17 protein-coding genes are annotated in these 22,006 nt (G+C 35.6%); 2 read left to right on the top strand and 15 right to left on the bottom strand.

Annotated features, from left to right (window positions below):
* Positions 1 to 28 precede the first annotated feature (28 nt).
* Together acsn021_RS11440 and acsn021_RS11445 are read right to left on the bottom strand one after the other, a co-directional pair.
* Complete coding sequence (locus tag acsn021_RS11440; RefSeq protein ID WP_184089354.1) at positions 29 to 2,395, bottom strand: glycoside hydrolase family 10 protein; 2,367 nt, start codon at positions 2,393 to 2,395, stop codon at positions 29 to 31.
* 242 nt (positions 2,396 to 2,637) lie between these two features.
* Positions 2,638 to 5,244, bottom strand: a complete 2,607-nt coding sequence (locus tag acsn021_RS11445; RefSeq protein WP_184089350.1) for an N-acetylmuramoyl-L-alanine amidase — start codon at positions 5,242 to 5,244, stop codon at positions 2,638 to 2,640.
* Between the two features lie 687 nt (positions 5,245 to 5,931).
* Between acsn021_RS11445 and acsn021_RS11450 the strand changes: the two genes are divergently transcribed.
* Positions 5,932 to 6,987 (top strand): tyrosine-type recombinase/integrase, encoded by a 1,056-nt coding sequence (locus tag acsn021_RS11450; RefSeq protein WP_184089347.1) that lies wholly within the window; start codon positions 5,932 to 5,934, stop codon positions 6,985 to 6,987.
* A 179-nt stretch (positions 6,988 to 7,166) separates the two neighbouring features.
* On the opposite strand, the gene acsn021_RS11455 is transcribed toward acsn021_RS11450, so the two are convergent.
* The gene (locus acsn021_RS11455) at positions 7,167 to 8,066 is read right to left on the bottom strand and encodes an Ig-like domain-containing protein (RefSeq protein ID WP_184089344.1); all 900 of its coding nucleotides are present in this window, start codon (positions 8,064 to 8,066) and stop codon (positions 7,167 to 7,169) included.
* Positions 8,067 to 8,512: 446 nt separating this feature from the next.
* Here acsn021_RS11455 and acsn021_RS11460 point away from each other — a divergent pair, with 446 nt between their 5' ends.
* The gene (locus acsn021_RS11460) at positions 8,513 to 10,315 is read left to right on the top strand and encodes an ABC transporter ATP-binding protein (RefSeq protein ID WP_184089341.1); all 1,803 of its coding nucleotides are present in this window, start codon (positions 8,513 to 8,515) and stop codon (positions 10,313 to 10,315) included.
* A 185-nt stretch (positions 10,316 to 10,500) separates the two neighbouring features.
* Here the strand turns inward: acsn021_RS11460 and acsn021_RS11465 are convergent, their stop codons facing one another.
* The 12 genes from acsn021_RS11465 to argS all read right to left on the bottom strand — a co-directional run bounded on the left by acsn021_RS11465 (position 10,501) and on the right by argS (position 21,917).
* Positions 10,501 to 11,013 (bottom strand): flavodoxin domain-containing protein, encoded by a 513-nt coding sequence (locus tag acsn021_RS11465; RefSeq protein WP_184089338.1) that lies wholly within the window; start codon positions 11,011 to 11,013, stop codon positions 10,501 to 10,503.
* Between the two features lie 15 nt (positions 11,014 to 11,028).
* A complete protein-coding gene (locus acsn021_RS11470) occupies positions 11,029 to 11,916 on the bottom strand; it encodes a hypothetical protein (RefSeq protein ID WP_184089335.1) in 888 nt (295 codons plus the stop codon).
* A gap of 25 nt (positions 11,917 to 11,941) precedes the next feature.
* Complete coding sequence (locus acsn021_RS11475) at positions 11,942 to 12,514, bottom strand: TetR/AcrR family transcriptional regulator (RefSeq protein ID WP_184089332.1); 573 nt, start codon at positions 12,512 to 12,514, stop codon at positions 11,942 to 11,944.
* A gap of 342 nt (positions 12,515 to 12,856) precedes the next feature.
* Positions 12,857 to 13,693: an ABC transporter permease gene (locus acsn021_RS11480; RefSeq protein WP_184089329.1), complete on the bottom strand. Its 837-nt coding sequence runs from the start codon at positions 13,691 to 13,693 to the stop codon at positions 12,857 to 12,859.
* Between the two features lies 1 nt (position 13,694).
* Positions 13,695 to 14,615 (bottom strand): ABC transporter ATP-binding protein, encoded by a 921-nt coding sequence (locus acsn021_RS11485; protein WP_184089326.1) that lies wholly within the window; start codon positions 14,613 to 14,615, stop codon positions 13,695 to 13,697.
* 287 nt (positions 14,616 to 14,902) lie between these two features.
* Positions 14,903 to 14,989 (bottom strand): hypothetical protein, encoded by an 87-nt coding sequence (locus acsn021_RS23260; protein WP_408626155.1) that lies wholly within the window; start codon positions 14,987 to 14,989, stop codon positions 14,903 to 14,905.
* A complete protein-coding gene (locus acsn021_RS11490) occupies positions 14,979 to 15,518 on the bottom strand; it encodes a Fur family transcriptional regulator (protein WP_184089323.1) in 540 nt (179 codons plus the stop codon). The genes acsn021_RS23260 and acsn021_RS11490 overlap by 11 nt, the downstream gene beginning before the upstream one ends.
* 121 nt (positions 15,519 to 15,639) lie before the next feature.
* Positions 15,640 to 17,673, bottom strand: coding sequence for a ferrous iron transport protein B (gene feoB, locus acsn021_RS11495; RefSeq protein ID WP_184089320.1), 2,034 nt, complete (start codon positions 17,671 to 17,673; stop codon positions 15,640 to 15,642).
* A gap of 21 nt (positions 17,674 to 17,694) precedes the next feature.
* On the bottom strand, positions 17,695 to 17,919 hold the full coding sequence (locus acsn021_RS11500) for a FeoA family protein (protein ID WP_184089317.1): 225 nt from the start codon (positions 17,917 to 17,919) through the stop codon (positions 17,695 to 17,697).
* Positions 17,920 to 17,932: 13 nt separating this feature from the next.
* Entirely contained in the window at positions 17,933 to 18,145 is a 213-nt protein-coding gene (locus tag acsn021_RS11505) for a FeoA family protein (protein ID WP_184089314.1), read from the bottom strand.
* A 550-nt stretch (positions 18,146 to 18,695) separates the two neighbouring features.
* Entirely contained in the window at positions 18,696 to 20,033 is a 1,338-nt protein-coding gene (locus tag acsn021_RS11510; RefSeq protein WP_184089311.1) for an ATP-binding protein, read from the bottom strand.
* Positions 20,034 to 20,150: 117 nt separating this feature from the next.
* Positions 20,151 to 21,917: an arginine--tRNA ligase gene (gene argS / locus acsn021_RS11515; RefSeq protein WP_184089308.1), complete on the bottom strand. Its 1,767-nt coding sequence runs from the start codon at positions 21,915 to 21,917 to the stop codon at positions 20,151 to 20,153.
* Positions 21,918 to 22,006 lie beyond the last annotated feature (89 nt).

Below are 22,006 nucleotides of genomic sequence, written 5' to 3' on the forward strand. Positions count from 1 at the left end.
TTTTGGTACATATAGATTCGGTTAAAACTTATAATATCTTTAATAATCTATCAACTCCAGGTTTGCACACCTTATTATAAAAGAAATCGTATCTAAAGAACATGAAACCATCTACTTTACCTGTTTTACGACTATATTCTATCTGTTTTTTCAAAACATCCGGGTCGTTTTTCCAATCCGTTTCCAAGGTCGAGCCAGCTCTGTAATTTGCAATTCCCACATAGACTTTTACAGATGAACTGGTGCGATATGATAACCATTTATCCAATGTTTTGTCAAATGGATAGGTTTTATGAGAAAAAGTCCAGTATATTTGCGGGCAGATATAATCAATGTAGCCATCGGAAGACAACCAAGTCTTAACATCAACATAGTAGCCCAGATCGCTGGCTAATGAATCAATAAACCCTCCCGGGCTAATTCCAAATTGCACATTGGGGTTTATAGCTTTTATAGAAGAATAAACATTCTTTACAAGAGTATTTACATTATTCCTTCTCCAATCCGCTATTCCCAAAGCCTTCGTTCCGTTTGTCTTACACTCTGCTGTATAGGCTTTATATTCAACGGAGTCGAAATTAGATGCATATTTACTTCCCAGAGAAGGATAGAAATAATCATCAAAATGGATTCCATCAACATCATAATTTGTGACAATTTCCTTAATACCGTTGGTAATTAACTCCTGCACTTCCTTAACTGCGGGGTTATAGTATAGGTTGCCTCCAAATGATAATACATTACGGTCATTGGAGGTATCCTTATCTTCCCTCCACATTCTGGCAGGGTTATCCTTAGAAAGACTTTTGAAATCCGTACTGGATGTAGTTACACGATATGGATTTAACCAGGCGTGAATTTCCAGACCTCTATCATGTGCAGCTGTTACCATATATTTCAAGGGGTCAAAGCCGGGATCTTTGCCTTGTGTTCCGGAGATATATTTTGACCACGGAAAATATGCAGATGGATACATGGCATCTCCAAAAGGGCGTACTTGTACGATTACTGCATTCATTTTCAAATCAACAATATTGTCAAACATCGTATCAATGGTTTTTTTGAAGTTCGCTTCTGTATATCCATTCTTTCCATATGCCTGAAATTCAAGAAAAGAAATCCAGACAGCTTTCAGTTCTAATTCCACATATATTTCTTGGATTGTTCGATTACCCGCTAAATCTTCTACCATTATGCTGTAATTGCCGGCTGACGTTACTTTAAAGTTGTTGCTCTTTGTAACATCCTTAGCACTATTCCATTTATCAGAAGAAATATCGGTATTTGTGCCTTTTAGATAGCGTACACTTGCTATACCTGCCGCATCCGTTACCGTATAGGTAATAGTGGCTGCCTGATTTATAGCAGCGTAATTCAAAGAAATAGTTGGATTCTTTGTATCAATATTAGTTACATCAATCATCTGAAGCGTTTCGTTTCCGGCATTGTCAGTTAATAACACAGTAAAAGTATTATTTGTATCTGTTTTAAAACTACTTTTTCCATTTGCATCTAGCTTAAGGTCTATGGGCGCAGAGTCACTTGTGTCCCCAAAATCTGTTATGGTTTTACTTCCGGTTAAATACTGTGCCTTTGCTATACCTGAACCATTATCTGTTCCCGTAATTGTTACAGTGACCGGTTGATTGGTTGGTTTGCTTGTATTAAGTGTATAGGTAAGAGTTGGTGCTGTCTTATCAATATTTTCGACGTTTGTAGTCGTCAGATATGTATTTCCGGCACTATCAATAACTAAGAAGGTAAAAGTATTGTTTGTTTTAACCGTAAGCCTGCCGCTGTACAAAAAGATGTTCTTTGCCTCTTCTGTCTCGGTACTGGTTCTAGTTAATTTTATCACTTTACCTGCATTTTTAAAATCATTCTCCGTTTTTGAACCAATTAAGTAACGTAAACTTTTGATGCCAAGTCCCTCGTCACTTACAGTAAAATTCAATACAACATTCCCTTTTGTTAAATCTTCTGTACTCTTTGTCACATTTAATGAAGGCGCAATAATATCTATGGTGGAAATTGTGAGTTTCTTTATTGCTTCATTGCCGGCCTTATCTATTGCATAAAAAGTATAAGTACCGTTCTTAGCTATAGTTACACTGGCATTGTTTTTACTTAATGTGAGGTTTGTTCCATTGCTTTTGAAATAGGACACTTTTCTGTTTCCAGTGGCCCATTTGACGGTCTTAATACCAGAAGCATCGGTGGCATTCACTAAGACCTCCAATTTCTCATTGGTTGGAGTGACTGTATCCGCAGTCAAAGTTATCTTAGGCTTTGTAGTGTCAGCGGCCAGTACATGGTTTGTACCTATTGTAAAAATACTGAGGAATAACAGGAGGAACACCTGTATATACCATCTTATCTTCTTATTTTTCATCATTTGTCTGAATCCTTTCAAATATATAAACTTATTTGGAACCATCCTTTTGCTCCATTAGCTGTTGCCCCGCCACAAATTTGGGTACGAACTCGGTTAACGTGATACATAATATTTCAATTTCTAAATGTAAAAATATGGTTATTAAAACAGATAGAAATATAAGCCTGCCATAGTATCTAATATCTGGTTAAATCATTTTTTTACTATTATGGCAGGCCTATTTATTTCTGTTTATTTACAGCTTATCTACCGGTTGGGTAAGAATCAAATACACTGCAGGTTATTTCGTAGATTGCTTTTGCGGTTTTCTCTTGAAAACTGGAAGATGTCATTAATGCTAAATCTCCCTTGTTTGACATAAAAGCTAACTCAATTAAAATAGCCGGTACTGTATTCTCACGTATAACTACATAATTCTGAGCTGATATATAGCGTTTGTTAGTACCAATTTTACCTGGCAGGGAATTTAAAAAAATGTTAGCCAGATTTTTACTGGTTAAGCCGGATTCAGTAACAGAATTATTGGTATTACTGTAGTATATTTCTGTACCATTAGGCGAAGTGTTATTATTAGCATTCATATGAAGGCTTATAAAGATATCAGCACCAACCTTTTTAGCAAAGGCGGCACGTTCATACAAATCAACCTTTGTATTATCGTATCTTGAATAGTAAGCCTTAACTGGTGAATCTGTCCCATTAAAATATTTCTGTGTCAAATCGTACATTATTTTAAAGTTAATATCTCTTTCATAAATGGTTTTACCATTTAAGGTACGAACAGCACCTGGGTCAGTTCCGCCATGACCTGCATCTAATACAACAATGTTTTTGTAAATATCGCTTGGATTACCCAAAGCTATACCAACCTTTTTATCTATTCTGGCCAGCTTATAGCCCTGTAATTTAGTGGTGGTAATCACAATTTCCGTTCTGCTATTGGCATAATTTACAGTAATACTTTTAACTACCGGATTTCCGGATTTCACCGGATTTGATTTGTAGTAGCTAACTTGATTACCGGGAACCATTATAGCAATCTGATTCTTGTAGTAACGGTCTTCTGTTGTAATATCAGAATATAAGATATCACTTGGCAGGTCGAATTGAACGGAATAATCTAATGACTCCACTTCTTCTTCCATAAAAATAACTTTCATACTGTTTCCGTTTTGTTCCACTTTGTATTCAGAAGCAGCGGATTTTTCTAAGATAATGCTAACCGTTCTGCCATTCGTTGTACCAGTAACAGATTTCAGTGTATCTAAACCGGTAACGATGTAGTTATCACCAATCCCATTTACTGTGTTGGTAAACTGTAAAGTGACTAAATCATCCGTTTCAGTTATTACAGGTATTAAATTTTTCATTCCCGTTATTTCAATGTAATCATTGCCGCCACTATGTCCTGCTGTAATCGTATTAAGTGAGTTTGAATACAATGTTACATATATAGTGCACTTATCTTCTGATAAAGATAGAGTATACATAGTATTTTCATATAAAAGCGGAAAGCTGATATTGGTGGAGATATCTTCTGCTGTTGCTGCCGAAGTAATCGTTCCTATTAAGCTTCCACCTAAAGTATATTCATTGGCATTGATGGTGGAATTATTGATATGTAAATTTAATACCTGTTCATTTTGGGTAAGTTGCGCTTTACTGAACGGAATGCTAGAACGTATTGCATAAACTTCTTTATTGATACTTGCAACCGTTTCTATTGCTATCCCATCAATAAATGCTGTTGACCCGGTATCATCAGAAACTTCAGTAATACTTGTTATGTTGCTTAAATCAGTATATTCTGTTACATTGTCAGAATCCAATCCCCAGTTAAACGCGATTATATCTGGTAATGAATCTCCACCCAAATCAGGACCATCATCTTTGTCTGGATCTGGCTCTACCGGAGTTGTTCTGGTTGTAAGCTGAGATGTCTTTGTAGCTGAATTCCAGGAATAATCATACCCAAGATAAGATGATACATTACTTCCCGGTACCATAACATAAGAAAGACCTGTTTCCAGATTGTCAACTACCAAAGGCGCTGCCGACATAGTCCTTGCCTTGCCATTAACATAAGCAGTTTTACTGCCCATTGTAAGTTTTACTACTGTATCTCCTTTTGTTAAGGTTAATTCCTTAGTAGCGGAATTGAATCGATAGCCGGCTTTAATGGAGGTGGCTCCAAATACCTTCCACGCCCTTATCATAGCGGTATCATTAATAACAATACTTGGCATATCGTTCTGTTTTACTTTGTTTCCATTGATGGTAACAGCACCTTGGGTTCCTGTATAGGATACCGTTTTGTTGTTATAATACAATTTTAAAGACTGTGATATAGCTGCGGTTGAAGTCTGACTGTTCCATACATAAGAATAACCGAAAGATTCCGCTACAAATCTTGTTGGTACCAACAATTTTGTAGATTTGGCATCTTTAAATTTAACTTTCATGGGTGCAACCGACATATTGACCTTTTTGCCATTTAAAGTAGCAGTTTTACTACCTGTGGTCAGTACTAAGGTTGTACTGCCTTGGGATAAAGTTAGAATTCCCTTTGCCTCATTATAGGTGTATTTTAGTTTTATAGGCGATTTAACGAATACATCATTAAAGGACGCAAGAGCTGTACCATCAATAATGATACCCGGTGTATTCCTCATATTAATCGCCTTACCGTCGTAGGTATACTTCACCTGTTGTCCGGTATATGTTACATTTTTTTTCGTTGTGTGATAATATAAATTTAATTTAGAGGCAGCCAGGGCATTTGTAAATGGCAGGCAGACTAAAATAAACACAATCAACAAATGTTTCGCATTGACCCATTTTTTTAACATACTGAAATCATCCTTTTGTATTTTATCATTACTTAGTAATATTAACTAATAATGTATCATGCTATACTTAGCTTTCCTCGTTTACAAGTTACTTTTTGGACTTCTGCTATTTTCCAAAACTACTAGTTCCATTAGTCAATGGGTAAATACAGTAAGTCTCATTCTTATGAATTATGTACTTTATATTCCCTCATCTTTTGTTAGCGAGTTACCTGCAACACCTCCTGACTTTTTAGTTTTCTCTTCTTTTGTATATATTTCCTATTACACTTAATACATGACTAACATTAATGTTAAATAGTGTTAAAATTATGTCACTTTTTTGATATTTTTCATTTTTTATATACATGACATTTTTTACCTGCAAGCTTAGTAATATCTTTACTCTATGATTATTTAGTAAAACTGGAATATACGTCATATCATAAGTCATCTACTTATAGGACGTACATATACTATTTGCAAAATTATGGTCATATTGTTATTTTAATGATATAATAAATAGAGAATTGTGAAACAGTCATTTCCTGTGGAGGAACCAATCGAAATCGCCAAATCGGATTACAATTATTGGAAACCCGTTTTCTTTTGATGATTTTATCCACTTTCTCCTTCTAAACAAAGTGTTTCACAAGACTAGATATAATTAAGAAAGTGTAAGAACTAATATACAAAGAGGAATGATTTATGGCAGAACGTACATATCATGAACAAAAAAATATAGAAAATACCATGCGTTTACGCTCAATAATGGCGGAGTTACCCAGTTTTTGCAGTGATTTTTTTCGTGGCATTGAACCTACTACATCATCTCTGACACGTATAGCATATGCATATGACCTTAGGGTGTTTTTCAACTTCTTGTACCAAATGAATCCGTCTTTAAGAAGCACACCAATTAGAGAATTAAAAGTTGAAATATTAGATCAGATTAAAGCAATTGATTTAGAAGAATATTTAGATTATCTAACGTATTACAAAAAAGGCGTTTCAGAACACCTAAACCAGGAAAATGGAAAAAAGCGAAAGTTAATCTCTTTAAGGAGCTTTTATAATTATTATTTTAAAAAAGAGATGATTCAAACCAATCCGGCGGCACTGGTTGATATACCAAAGCTTCATCAGAAAGAAATTATCAGGCTAGACATTGATGAAGTTGCTAAAATGCTGGATGAAGTAGAATCTGGTGAGAAAATGACAAAATCCCAGCAGAAATTTCACGGTAAAACAAAAGTTAGGGATCTTGCGATTATTACGCTTCTTCTCGGGACTGGAATTCGTGTATCCGAATGTGTCGGATTAGACTTAAATGATATAGATTTTAACAATGACGGCGTAAAGATAAGAAGAAAAGGCGGATCTGAATCAATTATTTATTTTGGGGAGGAAGTACGGGAAGCTTTAGAGGATTATCTTAAGGAACGGGAACAGGTACTCATAGCGGAAGGACATGAAGACGCACTATTTTTATCCTTGCAGAAAAGACGAATTAGTGTTAAAGCTGTCGAAAACCTAGTTAAAAAGTATGCTGGTCTGGTTACGAAGCTTAAAAAGATAACACCCCACAAATTAAGGAGTACCTATGGTACCAGCCTTTATCGTGAAACAGGAGACATTTATTTAGTAGCAGATGTTTTAGGACATAAGGATGTTAATACCACCAAAAAGCACTATGCAGCAATAGAAGATTCTAGAAGAAGAAGTGCTGCTAATAAGGTTAAGTTAAGGGAAAAAATGGAGTAATTACATACGAAAAAGTTAATAAATTTTATTTTTATAAGAGATATAGCACTCACAAAATCTGTGAGTGCTAATATTTTTTCTTTCTGGATGTTTTATTATAATGACTTTTGAAGGTATACAGGCTTTGAAACAATTATAAGATTGCTTCGGTTTGCAGCAGTGATGGTCTTTTAATAAACTTAATCAAGAGTATAGGCTTCATTAATTATGATATTATAATTGTCATATAAAATGTCGTAATTATTATTATCCAAAGGAATGGCAAACTCAACCTTCTTACTTTTTTTAGATTTTAAATTGTTGACATTTTGCTTTTTATAACCCACAAGAATATTATTGCTATAATACAATATTATTAAATCTATTTCATTCAAAGTTACATTGGAATTGTTTGTTACTTTTGCTATTATTCCATCTGTTCCAATAGTAGACGAAACCGATACTTCGTTAACATAACTCTTTAATTGCGGCACAGAATCCATAGTAACAGTCGGAATTATCTCAAATCTATCGTATTTTATCTTTTTATTATTTTTATTGCGTGGGTAATTAAAATCCACTACTGCCAGACCACCGGATTTCATTGTTTTAATATGATAATTGTCCGTTGATACTATATCTCCATTCTTACCATAGTACACAACTTTCACTTCGGTTGCTACATCTAATGTGTTATCATTTTGCAGTATGACTATTAATCCGTCATTTGTTTCTTGGGTTACGTATTGAATATTTTCTGTGGCTTGTTCAGAGGTTAAAACTGACTTTACTGTTACTTTACAAGTGTATTTTTCACCATTAACAGTAGCAGTTATAGTAACAATTCCAGCTGATTTAGCCGTTACCAATCCTTTAGATGATACAGTAGCTACTTTTTTGTTACCGGTTGCCCATCTTACAGCTTTCTTTGTTCCACTTACATTTAGTGTAGTAGTTTCTCCTACCCCCATGGTGATTTTGGTCTTACTAATCCTTACAGTCGCTGCTGCAACATAGTTATGAGTATAAGGAACTGGAGTAACAAAAGACAAGATGAGTAAAAGTGACAGCGGTAAAATAACTTTTTTTGACCATTTCATTATAAAATCCTCCTGTAGTTTTATGTTTTATTAAAAAATTATGTACTATACGCTATAATGTGTCAACATAATATCGACTTATATCTAGATACACTCCTAACTGCCCGAAATAAGACTACTAACTATAATTTATTCTATTACTATGAATACAATTTACCTTATCCTTTTAACAAGAGCAGCGTCTTTCCGACCTTTACTGGAATTCTATTGTCTCTATAATAGCATAAAATATGTAAATTGCATAGCTAACATTATGAATTGGAAGCCTATCCGAACCTCTATAATAGGCATTGTTTATCTCCAATTCTTTCTTTTTGCTATTTTAGTTTTTATCGTATATAAATAACAAAATATATATTTTAGGAATGAAAGATAATACATTTAGTTTTTTACGCATCAATGCTATTATATAATTACATGAATCAAACAGGAGGATGAAATTAATTATGACAGAAGGAGCAACATGTAGTAAATCGAAGCGTCACGGTACAAAAAGTTCGTTTAAACGCTTTTTGCGTTACGTCAGGCCACATATCTGGCTTATTGTTATCGCAGCGGCGGGGGGTATCATTAAGTTTACTGTGCCGCTTATATTCCCTCGTATTATGCAGCATTTTATAGATGATGTATTTAGTTCAAACAGTGTTCTCAGTGCTTCAGAAAAAATATATCAGTTGAATTACTGGACACTCATTATTGTTGGAATTTATACCTTTCTTTGGATTCCGGGAACTTATGTCAGGCATTATTTTACATCAAAAGCAGGTAATCAGGTGACTTTTGCCTTACGTTATGATTTATATAAGCATATGCAAAGGATGTCCGCTTCCTATTACAGTAAACACCAATCGGGAGGTATTGTATCCGTATTAATGAATGATATTGCCCTTGTTTCTAATTTAGTGGGCAATGCTTTAACCAATATATGGATGGATGGAGTGCTGGTGATTGCGCTGCTATTTATTTTACTACGGATGGACTGGGTGCTTACTCTGGCTTCCCTTTCTATTTTCCCCTTTTATCTGGTCGTCAGTAAAAAAATTGGCCGTAAGGTTAAGCGTAACAGCCATATGGTACAGGATGAGACAGAGGAAATGTCAGCCCATGTACAGGAGAAAGTAGGTGGCTATTCTGTTGTGCAAGCTTTTACCCATGAAGAATTTGAAAGAAAACGCTTTCGTAATGAAGCCGCCAAATTACTAAATTTCCAATTGCAAAGCGGAATGCTATCTTCTCTTAATACTACTGTTACCGGTTATCTGACAGCTCTCGCACCTATTATTGTAGTATGGGTAGGATGCCAGCGAATTAATAGCGGTGTACTTACCATAGGTGAATTAATTACCTTTTATGCTTATCTTGGAAGTTTCTATCTTCCCATTAACCGCTTTGCCGAATTAAACGTTGTATATTCTACCTCTATGGCTGCTCTGGAACGGGTACTACATGTAATGGATGAAACCCCTGATATTCAGGATACCCCTAATGCAGTAGAATGTACAAATGTTCGTGGTGAAATACTACTGAAAAACATTAGTTTTAGTTACGAAGAAAACGAAAAGATTATCAAAAATATGAATCTTTCCATTCATGCTGGAGAACGTATTGCGCTAGTGGGGGCCAGTGGCTCTGGTAAATCCACCCTAGTGTCCTTAATTCCCAGATTCTATGACATAGACTGCGGCAGTGTCTGTTTGGATGGCAGGGATATCAGAGAATACAAGGTTCATTCATTAAGGCAGCAGGTCGGTATTGTGCCTCAGGAAACAATTTTGTTCAGTGGTTCTATACGTGAAAACATTCTCTATGGAAACCCTGAGGCTTCTGAAGAGGATATCATTGCAGCTGCAAAAGCTGCTAATGCATATGATTTTATTGAGGGCATGCCGGATGGCTTTGATACGGTACTTGGCGAGCGAGGAGCAAAACTGTCCGGCGGTCAAAAACAACGTATCGCTATTGCCCGGGTATTTATTAAAAATCCTAAAATCTTAATCTTGGATGAAGCAACTTCTGCACTGGATTCGCAATCAGAAAGATTAATACAGGAGGCATTGGACAGGCTTATGGTTGGTCGTACTACCATCCTAATTGCCCATCGACTTTCTACTGTGGTCAATGCAGATGAAATAGTCGTAATGAATAAGGGTAAAATCATTGAGAAAGGTAGTCATATACAACTCCTGGCTCAAAACGGTGCTTATGCCAGGCTATACCACACACAGTTTGATGAGGCGATCGGCGAATAAATGATAGATTCAACTAAAATTTAATACATACTATATAATGTTGCAAACGCGATAAAAACTAATAAGGTTATACTCTGTAAAGCTTATGCTAAACATGAATATAACCTTATTTATATTTCAAAAACACGTTCTACTATTATGTACTACCCTATTATACAAATACAAAACCCATTTTGACCCGTTGATTAAAACGCCTGACTTGTCTCATTATACGTTGTACCGGCTGTGATTCCTTTTGCAAACTGTGCAATACGCTCCTCAAAGTAGGTAGCGGTGTTCACAGCATTACCCTTAATTTTTTTCATAATTAATTTATCAAAGAAACGCATCTTGTCAAACGAGAAAGCATATCCAAGTACATTTTTTGTAGTGGCATGAGCATGCAATTCCGACGGAAAGGCTCCGAGCAGTTCCTTGTAGCATTCTTCTTGCGTTTGTGCACCTGCGCTGATGTACAGACCAATCTTTTTTGTAAGCAACTGTTCTAAATTAGTTGTACAAAACAAAGTCATCTCTTTTTGAACTTTACCAATGTAAATAGATCCCCCTAGAATAACGGTATCAAATGTGTCTAGCAGTGGCACACTTTCCTTCTTGATATCAATAATCGTACATTCGTCCCCAAGCTCTTTTTGTATTCGTCTTGCTACTTCAGCAGTGCAACCATAACGTGTTGTATATATGATTATGCTTTTCATATAAATTTCTTCCTTTCATTGTTTGATAGCTTTATCGGCATCAGGTTCTTTAATTTTTGTCATAAATGCAAATACACCAATCAAAACAAGAACATTTGCAGCAGGAAAAATCACAATTTCGGCAATGGACATTTTTACTCCGGCAAGTGCTTGGTTAATTACCATACCCGTAAGTGAGGTCAACATGGTCGCACCTTTCATACACATGACAGAAGAAAGCAGTAATCCAATAGGCTTTCTACGTATGAGCAATATAGCTGACAAAAAAGATACTGGGATGACAAAGCCCAAATCCAGCACCTGTATGACAAGGGTCGTGTAATGTTCCAAGATAGATGGAGTACCTCCATTAACCAAAGACGGTACAATTCTCCCCAGCCACATGAGTGAAATTGCACAGGCAAATATAATTATGAGAATACCGATTGTTTTAACTGGCAAGTCCTCACTAAACGCCTTTTTGAGTTCTAGTAAATCAAATGAAACCATGACCAGAGTCAAAGCAAAAAAACTCATGGACATTAAAGCCACATAAACAAAAAACAAATGATTATACATGCAAAGAAATGAATAGGACATATATGTATATAGGAAATAGGCAAGTGTTCCGGCTAATAATATTCTAGCTCTTAGTGAGTTTTTTCCTGAAAAAATACATGAAAAAATAAGTAAGGGAACTCCAAGAAATACTGTAACCCAGTCTTGTGCAATAGCTTGTGCAGCCGCAGCAACCGAGTCATTTACATATATGCCTTTGCCATAGAGGTGGACAATTTCACTATTAATAGATAGAAAAGTCTGAGTCCCGGAACCTCCCATAGACAGAATACCGATGATACCTGCCAGCAGGGACAGTAATACAATTAAAACAATAAGTACATTGACACTTTTCTGATACTTCATTCAATTCTCTCCTGATTCTAATCCGCTACTTTTTAAGTGCACTTAAAATAAAATCTGTTGTATAATCGATTAACCGCTGTTGCTGTACATCATCCACTTGCTCAACAATGAGTCGTAATGAGAGTCCAAAGGAAAGTGACCAGATGGTTTGTGCTGTCAGCTCCACTTGGGTATCAGCCTTTTTATTAAAACCCGGCAGTTCCCGCAAGGTCTTGCATAACATGCCGATTGCTGGACGTTCACAAGCAGCTCCCTGCTGTAATACAGAAGTATGCGAGAGTACTGTGACTGAGTTATTTAACATTATGCTTTTATAGGCATCACCCATTTGCACAGCTAATCGAATGAAACTTATAATACTTTCCTTCAGCTTTTCTTCCGGTGTTTTTTCACAGGCATCAAGCAAAGACAAATCCGCAAGTATCTTTCGATACTTTTCTTCAATTAGGATTTCAATGATTTCCTCTTTGTTTTTAAAGTAGTGATAGATAATGGCTGGCGAATATTCAATCATTCCTGCAATTTTGCGTACGGATATTCCGTCCACTCCGTTGTCGGCTAATATTTTGCGGGCAGCATTTAGGATATCTTCACGCATTTCTGCTTTCTCTCGCCCTTTTCGTTCTGCAATACTGATAATAGACACCCCCTTTTAAACAGTGTTTATTTATTGAACACTGTTTAATTTATCATATTATTATGTTATTGTCAATAATTTTGTTATATTTAGGGTGTTCAATAATCAAATAATTCAGTAAATAATAAAAAACTCGTGCATAGAATCACTATGCACGAGTCACTCTGTTGATTGACACGCATATGTTGCGTAAATTACTCTTTCACGAGTATTAATGTTTTTTATAATGCCAATTTTTATTATCAATTAATTTGGTAATTTTTATATAATTTTATTTAGGTATAACGTATCAAAGACTTATTCTTATCCCCAAATAGCATTTGCATCCGTAGCACTTCTGTTTAAACGTGAAAAATCTGTTTTAATAAAAGAAATCGTGGACAATAATAAAAACACCACTCCAATGATTAATATAATAACAAAAGTCATAAAAGGAGTAACTGCATAGCCGTTTATCACAACTACCAATTCCTCACTTATTAGCTCTGGAATGGAAAGATTGGCTTTTTCTAATACAATCATACGAAAGAAAGCAGTGGCATAGGTCATTGGATTAAAATATGCCGCAAATTTCAGCGTACCAGGCAGCATGGACAGAGGAATATAGGCACCTGATAAAAACGTAAGAGGCATTGTCACCGCTGTCTTTACAATCTGAAATGTTTGCCCGTTACGAACCTTCGTTGCTAAAAATAATCCAACTCCAGAAAATACAATACCTATAAAGACCATAGAAAAGAGAATAAGAAACGGTGTAGTCCATTCAGTAAACTTAATTCCGATAAATAAACCAATCACTAATATTAATACTCCCTGTAACGTAGCTACTGTTGCGGCAGATAATAACTGCCCTAATGCAACAAATATTCTTTTAGCAGGGGACACTAACACTTCTTTCATAAATCCGCTAACCATGTCATCTACTGTGGAGGAAGCTAGATTAAGCGCACTTTCAAACACTGTCGTTATAATAACACCTGAAAGCATATAAGCAATCGGATTTTCTATAAAATCATTTTTAAAGATTGCTCCAAAAACATAAACAAAGAAAAAAGGGAATATCAATGAAAAAATGAGCCCTGTTTTATTTCTTATAAAAGCTTTTAGTCCTCTTTTCCACAATGCAAATACAGTATTCATATTACGCCTCCTCTCTGATTTTTCTTCCTGTTATTTCAAGGAATACATCATTAAAAGTACCTTTTTTAATTTCTATATTAGTAATAAATTCTTTATGAAGACTAAGAACCTCCAGCAAGTTAGTCAAATCTTCTGCCTCTGCTTTATAATATCCATCTTTTTTCATATAATCCAAATGATATGCTGCCAGCAAGCGTTCCAGTTCCTCTTCATTATTTGTAGTGATATATGCCTTATCCTTCGTGTACATTTTCTTCAAGGCAAAAGGCGTATCATAAGCAACAATCACACCACCATCAATGATTGCTACCTTGTTGCATATTTCTGCTTCCTCCATATAATGGGTTGTTAAAAAGATTGTAATATTTCTTTCTTTTTGAAGTTTTATTATATATTCCCAAATGTGCGCTCTGGTTTGAGGGTCAAGTCCTGTTGTTGGTTCATCTAAAAATAAAACCTTCGGATAATGAATTAAACCACGGGCAATCTCTACACGCCGTTTCATACCACCTGACAAAGCAGAAACCATCTTTTTTCTTTCACCCAATAAATCTACTAGCTTTAGGACAAATTCGATTCGCTCTTCTACTTCTTTGCTTGGAATATTATAAAAGACGCAATGCATTTTTAGGTTTTCTTCTATGGTCATTTTCGCATCCAAAGTTGAATCCTGAAATACTACCCCGATTGCAGATCGAACTTCACTTTTTTGGGTTGTTACATCTTTTCCGTCGATTAAAAGCGAGCCGGATGTTTTTTCAAATATGGTACACAAGGTGTTAATCGTAGTGCTTTTTCCAGCACCATTTGGACCCAAAAATGCAAAAATACTACCTTCTTCCACATCAAAAGAAATATCATTTACCGCAATAAAATCACCATATCGTTTGGTAAAATTCTTCACCTGAATAATTGAATTCATACGTTTTTCACTTCCTTATCTTTATATTATATTGTGTTTCTATTTTTCTGTTTGGTTTCCTATGTTTTACATTTTCCCCTCTATTTCGGTTTATATCCATATTTTAGTAGATAGTTACCCGATATGTAGATTTATTTTAACATAATCGTACACAATTGGAAACAAAAATTACTAAAAGAAAGGTTGCCAATTGGCAACCTAAAGAATATAAAAAATGGTTCTAGGATGTACTTTCTAGAACCATTTTTCTTATACTATGATTTAAAAACGATATATTATTGTAAGTCTTAAGACTGTTCTTCCTGACCGCAACCTGTACTGCAGCCATCACAGCCGCAGCCACAACCTGCACTTTTTCCTTTTTTAAGACGCACTACGCTTCTTACAATGATACTTACAACCAGAATTGTTACAGTTGCAGCTATTATATAATTGATCATCGCAATTATCCTCCTCTTTATTCTTATTTTTAATAAGAATAGATATATTGTCTATGTCAGTAATTCCCTGGCTAGCTAAAACTTTCTGTAATTCTTTAAACCAGCTGCCTTTTTCAACCTCCACTACTTTATCCGAATTGGCATCAACAAATAATACTTGCTGGTCCTGCTTTAAATCCAGGTTTTCATAGTCAATCAGATATAGATTTTTACGATTTATTACCCCTAAATCTTCCAGGGTCTTCACCATACGGTACACAGTAGCTATACCTACAGTAGAATCTCTTTTTATTGCCTTATAATATATCTCTTTACAGCTGGAGCATTCATCTTCCAATATTACATCTATAAGAAGTCTGCGTTGCTCTGTGATACGAAATCCTTTTTTACGCAGCTGCTCCAAGATAATCTCTCGTTTGTGTATTTTTACCAAAACAGGTTCATTTTCTATTGTTACGTTCATAGTGTCTCCTTTCTGAGAGGCCTTGTTGCAAGGTATCAAATTGTAATTCATCATTTCAATATGTCATATAAATTACAGTAATTATTAAGGGACAGAAGAACCAAACCAATTTTATTAATGATTAAAAGATAAGATTACCGATATTGTAGACAAGGAACGCTACAACCCAGGCTGTTAACATTTGAAATCCTACCGTTCTAAGCGTCCATTTTAAGGAACCCATTTCTCTTCTGATTGCACCTACTGCCGCAAAACAAGGCATGCACAATAAGTTAAATGCCATGTAGGAATAAGCTGAGACCTTAGTAAAAATTTCAGTAACACCCGGGAGTGCTCCGGCACCTTCTGCTGCTGCGGTAGCAACATCTTCAGAAGCTCCAAAAAGTACACCAAAAGTAGATACAATGTTTTCTTTTGCAATAAAACCTGTGAAAGTACCTACAGTTGCTCTCCAGTTACCAAAACCAAGCGGTGCAAATATAAATGCAAATGTATTTCCGATAGAAGCTAAGAAACTGTCTTCCATATCAACCATACCGCTGAAATTAAAGTTACTCAATAACCAAATCAAAACAGTAGATGCAAAAATTACTGTACCGGCTTTAATAGCAAAGCCTTTTAATTTATCCCAGGCATGAATTAATACACTTCTAAGTGTCGGAATTCTATACTGAGGAAGTTCCATTATAAAATTGGATATATCACCTTTAAACAATGTTTTGCTCAAAATAATACCACTTAAAATAGCTACCGCAAGTCCTAGGAAGTAAATAGAGTAAACCACCAAAGTCTGATTATCATTTGGGAACAAAGTTGCGGCAAACATTAAATATATCGGTAATTTAGCACCGCAAGACATGAAAGGTGTAATCATCATGGTTAATCTTCTGTCTTTTTCATTTTCCAGTGTTCTGGAAGCCATTAATGCCGGAACGGAACAACCAAAGCCCATTAAAAGAGGAATGAATGATTTTCCGGAAAGGCCGAATCTACGGAAAATTCGGTCCATAACGAAGGCTACCCTCGCCATGTATCCACTATCTTCCATAAAGGATAGTAACAGGAATAAAACAAGTATTTGAGGCAGGAAGGAAATAATACCGCCAAGACCTGCTAAAATTCCATCAATGACTAGAGATAAAGCCCAGTCTGCCGCACCTGCATTCACAAGGAATTCTTCTATGGCAGTTGTTAGCGGGCCATCCCAAAAATCTGTTACAATCGTTTGAAGCCATACACCCACACCAATCGGACTTTCTCCGAAAGTAATAGCAAAAATTAAATACATAATTCCTGCAAATAATGGTATGGCAAGGATACGATTGGTTAGTATCTTATCTAATTTATCTGAAGTGGTTTCCACATGTCCGGTATTTTTTTTCTTAACTGCAACCTTTACAGTTTTTGAAATAAACTGATATCTCAAATCCGCAATTTTAGCTTCGGTATCACCATCCGCATGTTTCTCTGCTTCTTTTACAACCTTTTCAGCAGAAACTTTTACCGGTTCTGAAAGGCTGTTCGTTACAATTTCATCACCTTCCAGGATTTTAATTGCTTTCCACAAACGTTCTTCTGCTTTTGCATCATCTAAAAGTTCTTCAATTTTGCTGACTGCTGAACTGATATTATCATCAAACAGGTCAAGAACTTCCGGCTTCTTTGCAGCTTTTGCTACATCAACAGCCACCTCCATTAACTCCTTTAAACCTCTGCCGGAACGAGCTACGATAGGTACCACCTTAACGCCCAGGAGCTTTGATAATTTATTAATATCTATGATATCGCCTCTTGCCTCAACTTCATCCATCATGTTTAAGGCAATTACCGTTGGAATCTGAGTTTCTAAGATTTGCAGTGTTAAATATAAGTTACGTTCAATACTAGTAGCATCAACTATGTTTATAACCGCATGGGGCTTTTCTTTTACTATGTAATCTCTTGCTACAATTTCCTCCGCCGAATAGGGTGAAAGCGAATAGGTACCGGGTAAATCAAGTATTGTTATTTCCTTATTCTTTCTATAGGTACCTTCTTTTTTGTCAACTGTAACGCCTGGCCAGTTGCCGACATGTTGTTTTGAGCCTGTTAACTCGTTAAACAATGTTGTTTTTCCACTATTGGGATTACCTGCTAGTGCTATGGAATAGTTCATGTTCTTTCTCCTTCACTCCTATTAAAATTTGCTGACTTCTATTTGTGCAGCTTCATCCTTCCTTAAACTAAGTTCATAGCCTCGAATATTAACTTCTATGGGGTCTCCCAAAGGGGCTACTTTAATAACCTTAACTTCTGCACCCGGCGTTACACCCATATCCATGATTCGGCGTCTCATAGGTCCTTTTTCACCAATCCCTACTACCTTACCTTTTTCACCAGGTTTTAAATCTTTTAATGTCATATCCTGTTTCCTCCTAAGCAACCATTATTTTAGATGCTAATCCTTTATTTATAGCCACTCTAACTCCTTTAACCAAAAGAATTAGACCACTTTCATTTTCAGATAAGAGTTTTACACTTTCGCCCTTCACAAAACCCATATCCTGTAAATGTCTTTTTATCTCATCTTTACCGGTAAAATCAACGATTACTCTTGTTTCACCAATGCCTGCTAATGCCAGTGACATGTCTATCTCTCCTTCTTTTTTGGGAATGATTATCATTTGCAATTATTATATGCCTATCATTTTTGCTTGTCAATAACCTTATTGAAAATAATTATCAATAATACGATTGACACCACAAAAAAATATCTAATTGATACTTTTAATTATCAATTAGACACTCTTTTTTACCTTATACCGTATATTTTCGACGGCGGAATTTTTTTACAAATAATAGTACGGCTAGGAATAAAACCAGTCCAATACCTGTAATAATTACTTCCTTTGTATTGTCTTCCTTAGAAGCTGTAAGGGTATTTCTTTCCTTTTTAATTTTTCCTTCACACCAGCCCTCATAACATAATCATCTGCTTGTAGATGGTGTACTGCCTCAAATCAGGGTGCGAAATCACTTTTTTCACATAATCAACGATTGTTTTAGGACGCAATAGCTGATATTTCTATATGATTAACTTGTGTATTATTTGTGATAAAAAGGTGAATTTTACCATGAAACCTTTGACAAAAAAGTGCCGGAGCTATCTATCTCCGACACCAAAGGGTATTACAAACTTTATTTTGTTTCTGAAATATGTTTACCAGATAAGTAATTAATAAATTGTTGGGCAGTACGTCCGGATCGTCCCCCGTGACTCATTTCCCAAATATTTGCCTGCGCAAGCAGCTCTGTCTCATCTAACTTAATGCCTTCTGTTACAGTCGCAAGTCCTTTTACTATTTCAAAGAATTCCTTTTGGTTTGGTGCAGAATAATTAATAGTTATACCAAACCTGGCTACTAGAGATAATTTTTCCTGCATAGTGTCACTACGGTGTAATTCATCCTTAGACATGTCAGAACGATCCGACCAGGTTTCACGAATTAAATGTCTGCGGTTAGAGGTTGCATAGATAAGAATGTTATCAGGCTTTGTTTCCAGACCACCTTCAATTACAGCTTTCAGATACTTATACTCTATTTCAAATTCTTCAAAAGATAAATCGTCCATATAAATAATGAACTTATAATTACGGTTTTTCAGTTGTGAAATCACGGCTGACAAATCTTTAAACTGATGCTTATATATTTCAACCATTCGAAGTCCTCTGCCATAATACTCATTTAGTATCGCTTTAACACTGGTAGATTTACCTGTACCACTATCGCCAAATAATAGAACATTATTTGCCTTGCGTCCTTCTACAAAAGCTTCCGTATTATCAATCAACTTTTTCTTTTGAAGCTCATAGCCGATTAAATCAGATAAATGAATATCTTCTGTATTGGTTACGGGCTGCAATATCAATGCATCATCTATCGATTGAATACGAAACGCTTTGTTTAACCCAAACGCACCAACACCATAATCTTTGTAAAATTCAGTTACTATCGTTAGGATTTCTTCCTCATCCTTTGCTGCTGCAAGTTTTGTACTTAGAAGTCTAACCTTTTCGCTGACATTTCTATTGTAGCGTTTGCCATTTTTCTCAACCGCTTTATACTGCAATAAAACCTGAAAACAATTGATTGAAAGTTCTTTTTCCAAAGCCGAAAAATCGTAATGAAACAGCTCCATAAATACCTTAAAGTCGTTCTTAGCAAACTGGTTTACACTTCCTGTTAACCCTCCATGTTTTTCGCAGGTTATACTAAAAGGATTTTCACTGACAGCAAGTAAGTATGCCAGATAGTTTTGCCATAAATTATCATCAAAGCCATAGTCCGTTGCCAGTTGCAGAAGTTTATGGATTTGTTCATAAATATCTGAAATGATTTCTTCGTGATTGCTATTATCTGCCGCTTGAGTCTCCAAAGTTTTTTCCATGCGTTTTATAATATTGCTTAAGGCATATAATATACTGCCTTCTTTTAAATTGCGATAAAGTATCAATCTTGCTACTTTATTATACATTCCTCTATCTCTCCCTTGCCCATGAATCTGTAAAAGAGCCGTAAAAGCCGCCCTTTCGGATTGCTCCACGACTCTTTTCTCAAATGAAGCAAAAATCGTTGCTATTTGTTAATTTTCTTACATCCTGTCCGGTGCATCAAAGCCAAGAAGTTCAATACATTGTTCTAAGATTCCTTTTACAAGGGTAATAAGTGTAATCCAGGACTGCTGTTTTTTCTTGTCTTCTTCAGAAATAATTTTGTTTTCATGATAAAAGCTGTTGAAAGCATTGGCAAGATCATAAATGTATTGGCAAATCTTATGGGGTGCATATTCATAAAAACTGTGTTCAATCACATCATTGAACTTAGCAGCTTCTAACATTAAATTTACTTCACTTGGTATCACAGATGGTAGTATTTCTCCCCTATCCGATGTCTTGTTCATTTCATTGTATTTGTTTATAATAGACTTAATACGGACAATCGTGTAGAGGATATAAGGGCCGGTATTTCCTTCAAAAGAGATAAAGCGGTCAATATCAAAGATATAATCCTTGGAAGCCTGATTGGATAAATCCCCATACTTTAAAGCAGCGAGTCCGACTTTCTTAGAGATGGTACGACTCTCTTCTTCTGTCATGTCCCTGTTTTCAACCATCTTCTGATAAACCGCATCATTAATACTTCCAATAAGGTTTTCAAGTCGCATAACACCGCCGTCTCTTGTCTTAAATGGTTTTCCGTCTTTTCCGTTCATCGTACCAAAGCCTAAGAAAGTGAGTTTTACATTTTCCTCTACAAGCTTTGTTTTCTTAGCACAACGGAACACCGTTTCAAAATATAATTCCTGTCTCTTATCTACCACATAGATAATTTCATCCGGTCCGAATAACTCCATACGTTCAATCATAGTAGCCAGGTCAGTCGTATTATAAAGTGTTGCACCATCACTTTTTAGAATCATACAGGGAGGAATTTCTTTGGTGTCAGACTCTTCCTTTACGTCTACAACTAAGGCCCCTTCACTAATACGTGTATAATTATGTTCTTTTAGATATTCTACCATGCCTGGAATATACGATTGCGCATCACTTTCCTTTTTCCATAAATCGAAACTAACATTAAGATTTTCATAATTTTTCTTCAAATCATTTACGGATACATTGAGTATATGATTCCATAGTGCTGCATATCCGGCTTTTCCGTTTTGTAAAAGGTAAGTGGCTGTTTTTGCTTCTTCTTTAAACTCAGGATGAGATTTAGAATATTCGTTGGCTGCAGGATATATTTCTTCTAATTCCGTTATAGTAAACGGAGGTTCCACCGGATATTCACCAGTGTAGTTATCATCAAAATACACCAACTCGGGCTGTCTTTTCTTTAATTCAGTAATAATTAATCCCATCTGTAGACCCCAGTCACCTAAATGGACATCACCAATTACATTATGTCCTAAAAAGCGGCTGATGCGCTTTATACTTTCACCGATAACTGCTGAACGCAAATGACCAACATGTAATGGTTTTGCTACATTGGGACCGCCATAATCAATTACAATCGTTTTGGGTAGTATTGCTTTTTCACAACCGAATCGTTCCTCTTGACTAATACTATTTAAATAGTTTACTAAATAATCATTATTAAGTGTTATATTAATAAAACCTGGCATGATAGCTTCCATTTTTTCAAAGGCTTTACTCCCCTTTAGGCTGTCTACCACTTCATTTGCTATCATAATAGGTGCTTTTTTATATATTTTTGCTGCTGCTAAAGCTCCATTACATTGATACTGGCATAAATCAGGGCGATTGGATAAAGTAACCATACCAAATTTGCTTTCATATCCCTTATCTTCAAAGGCCTGCTTTACTTCGTCAGTAATCAAATCAATTAATTTCTTCATTCTGTCCTCCAATTATTTCTTATCTGTATATAATATTCCTATTTTAAATAACTCTACCATAATTAGACATGGATGTAAATATAGTAACG

Origin of the sequence: Anaerocolumna cellulosilytica (assembly GCF_014218335.1) — a bacterium.
In the GTDB taxonomy this organism is placed as follows: domain Bacteria; phylum Bacillota; class Clostridia; order Lachnospirales; family Lachnospiraceae; genus Anaerocolumna; species Anaerocolumna cellulosilytica.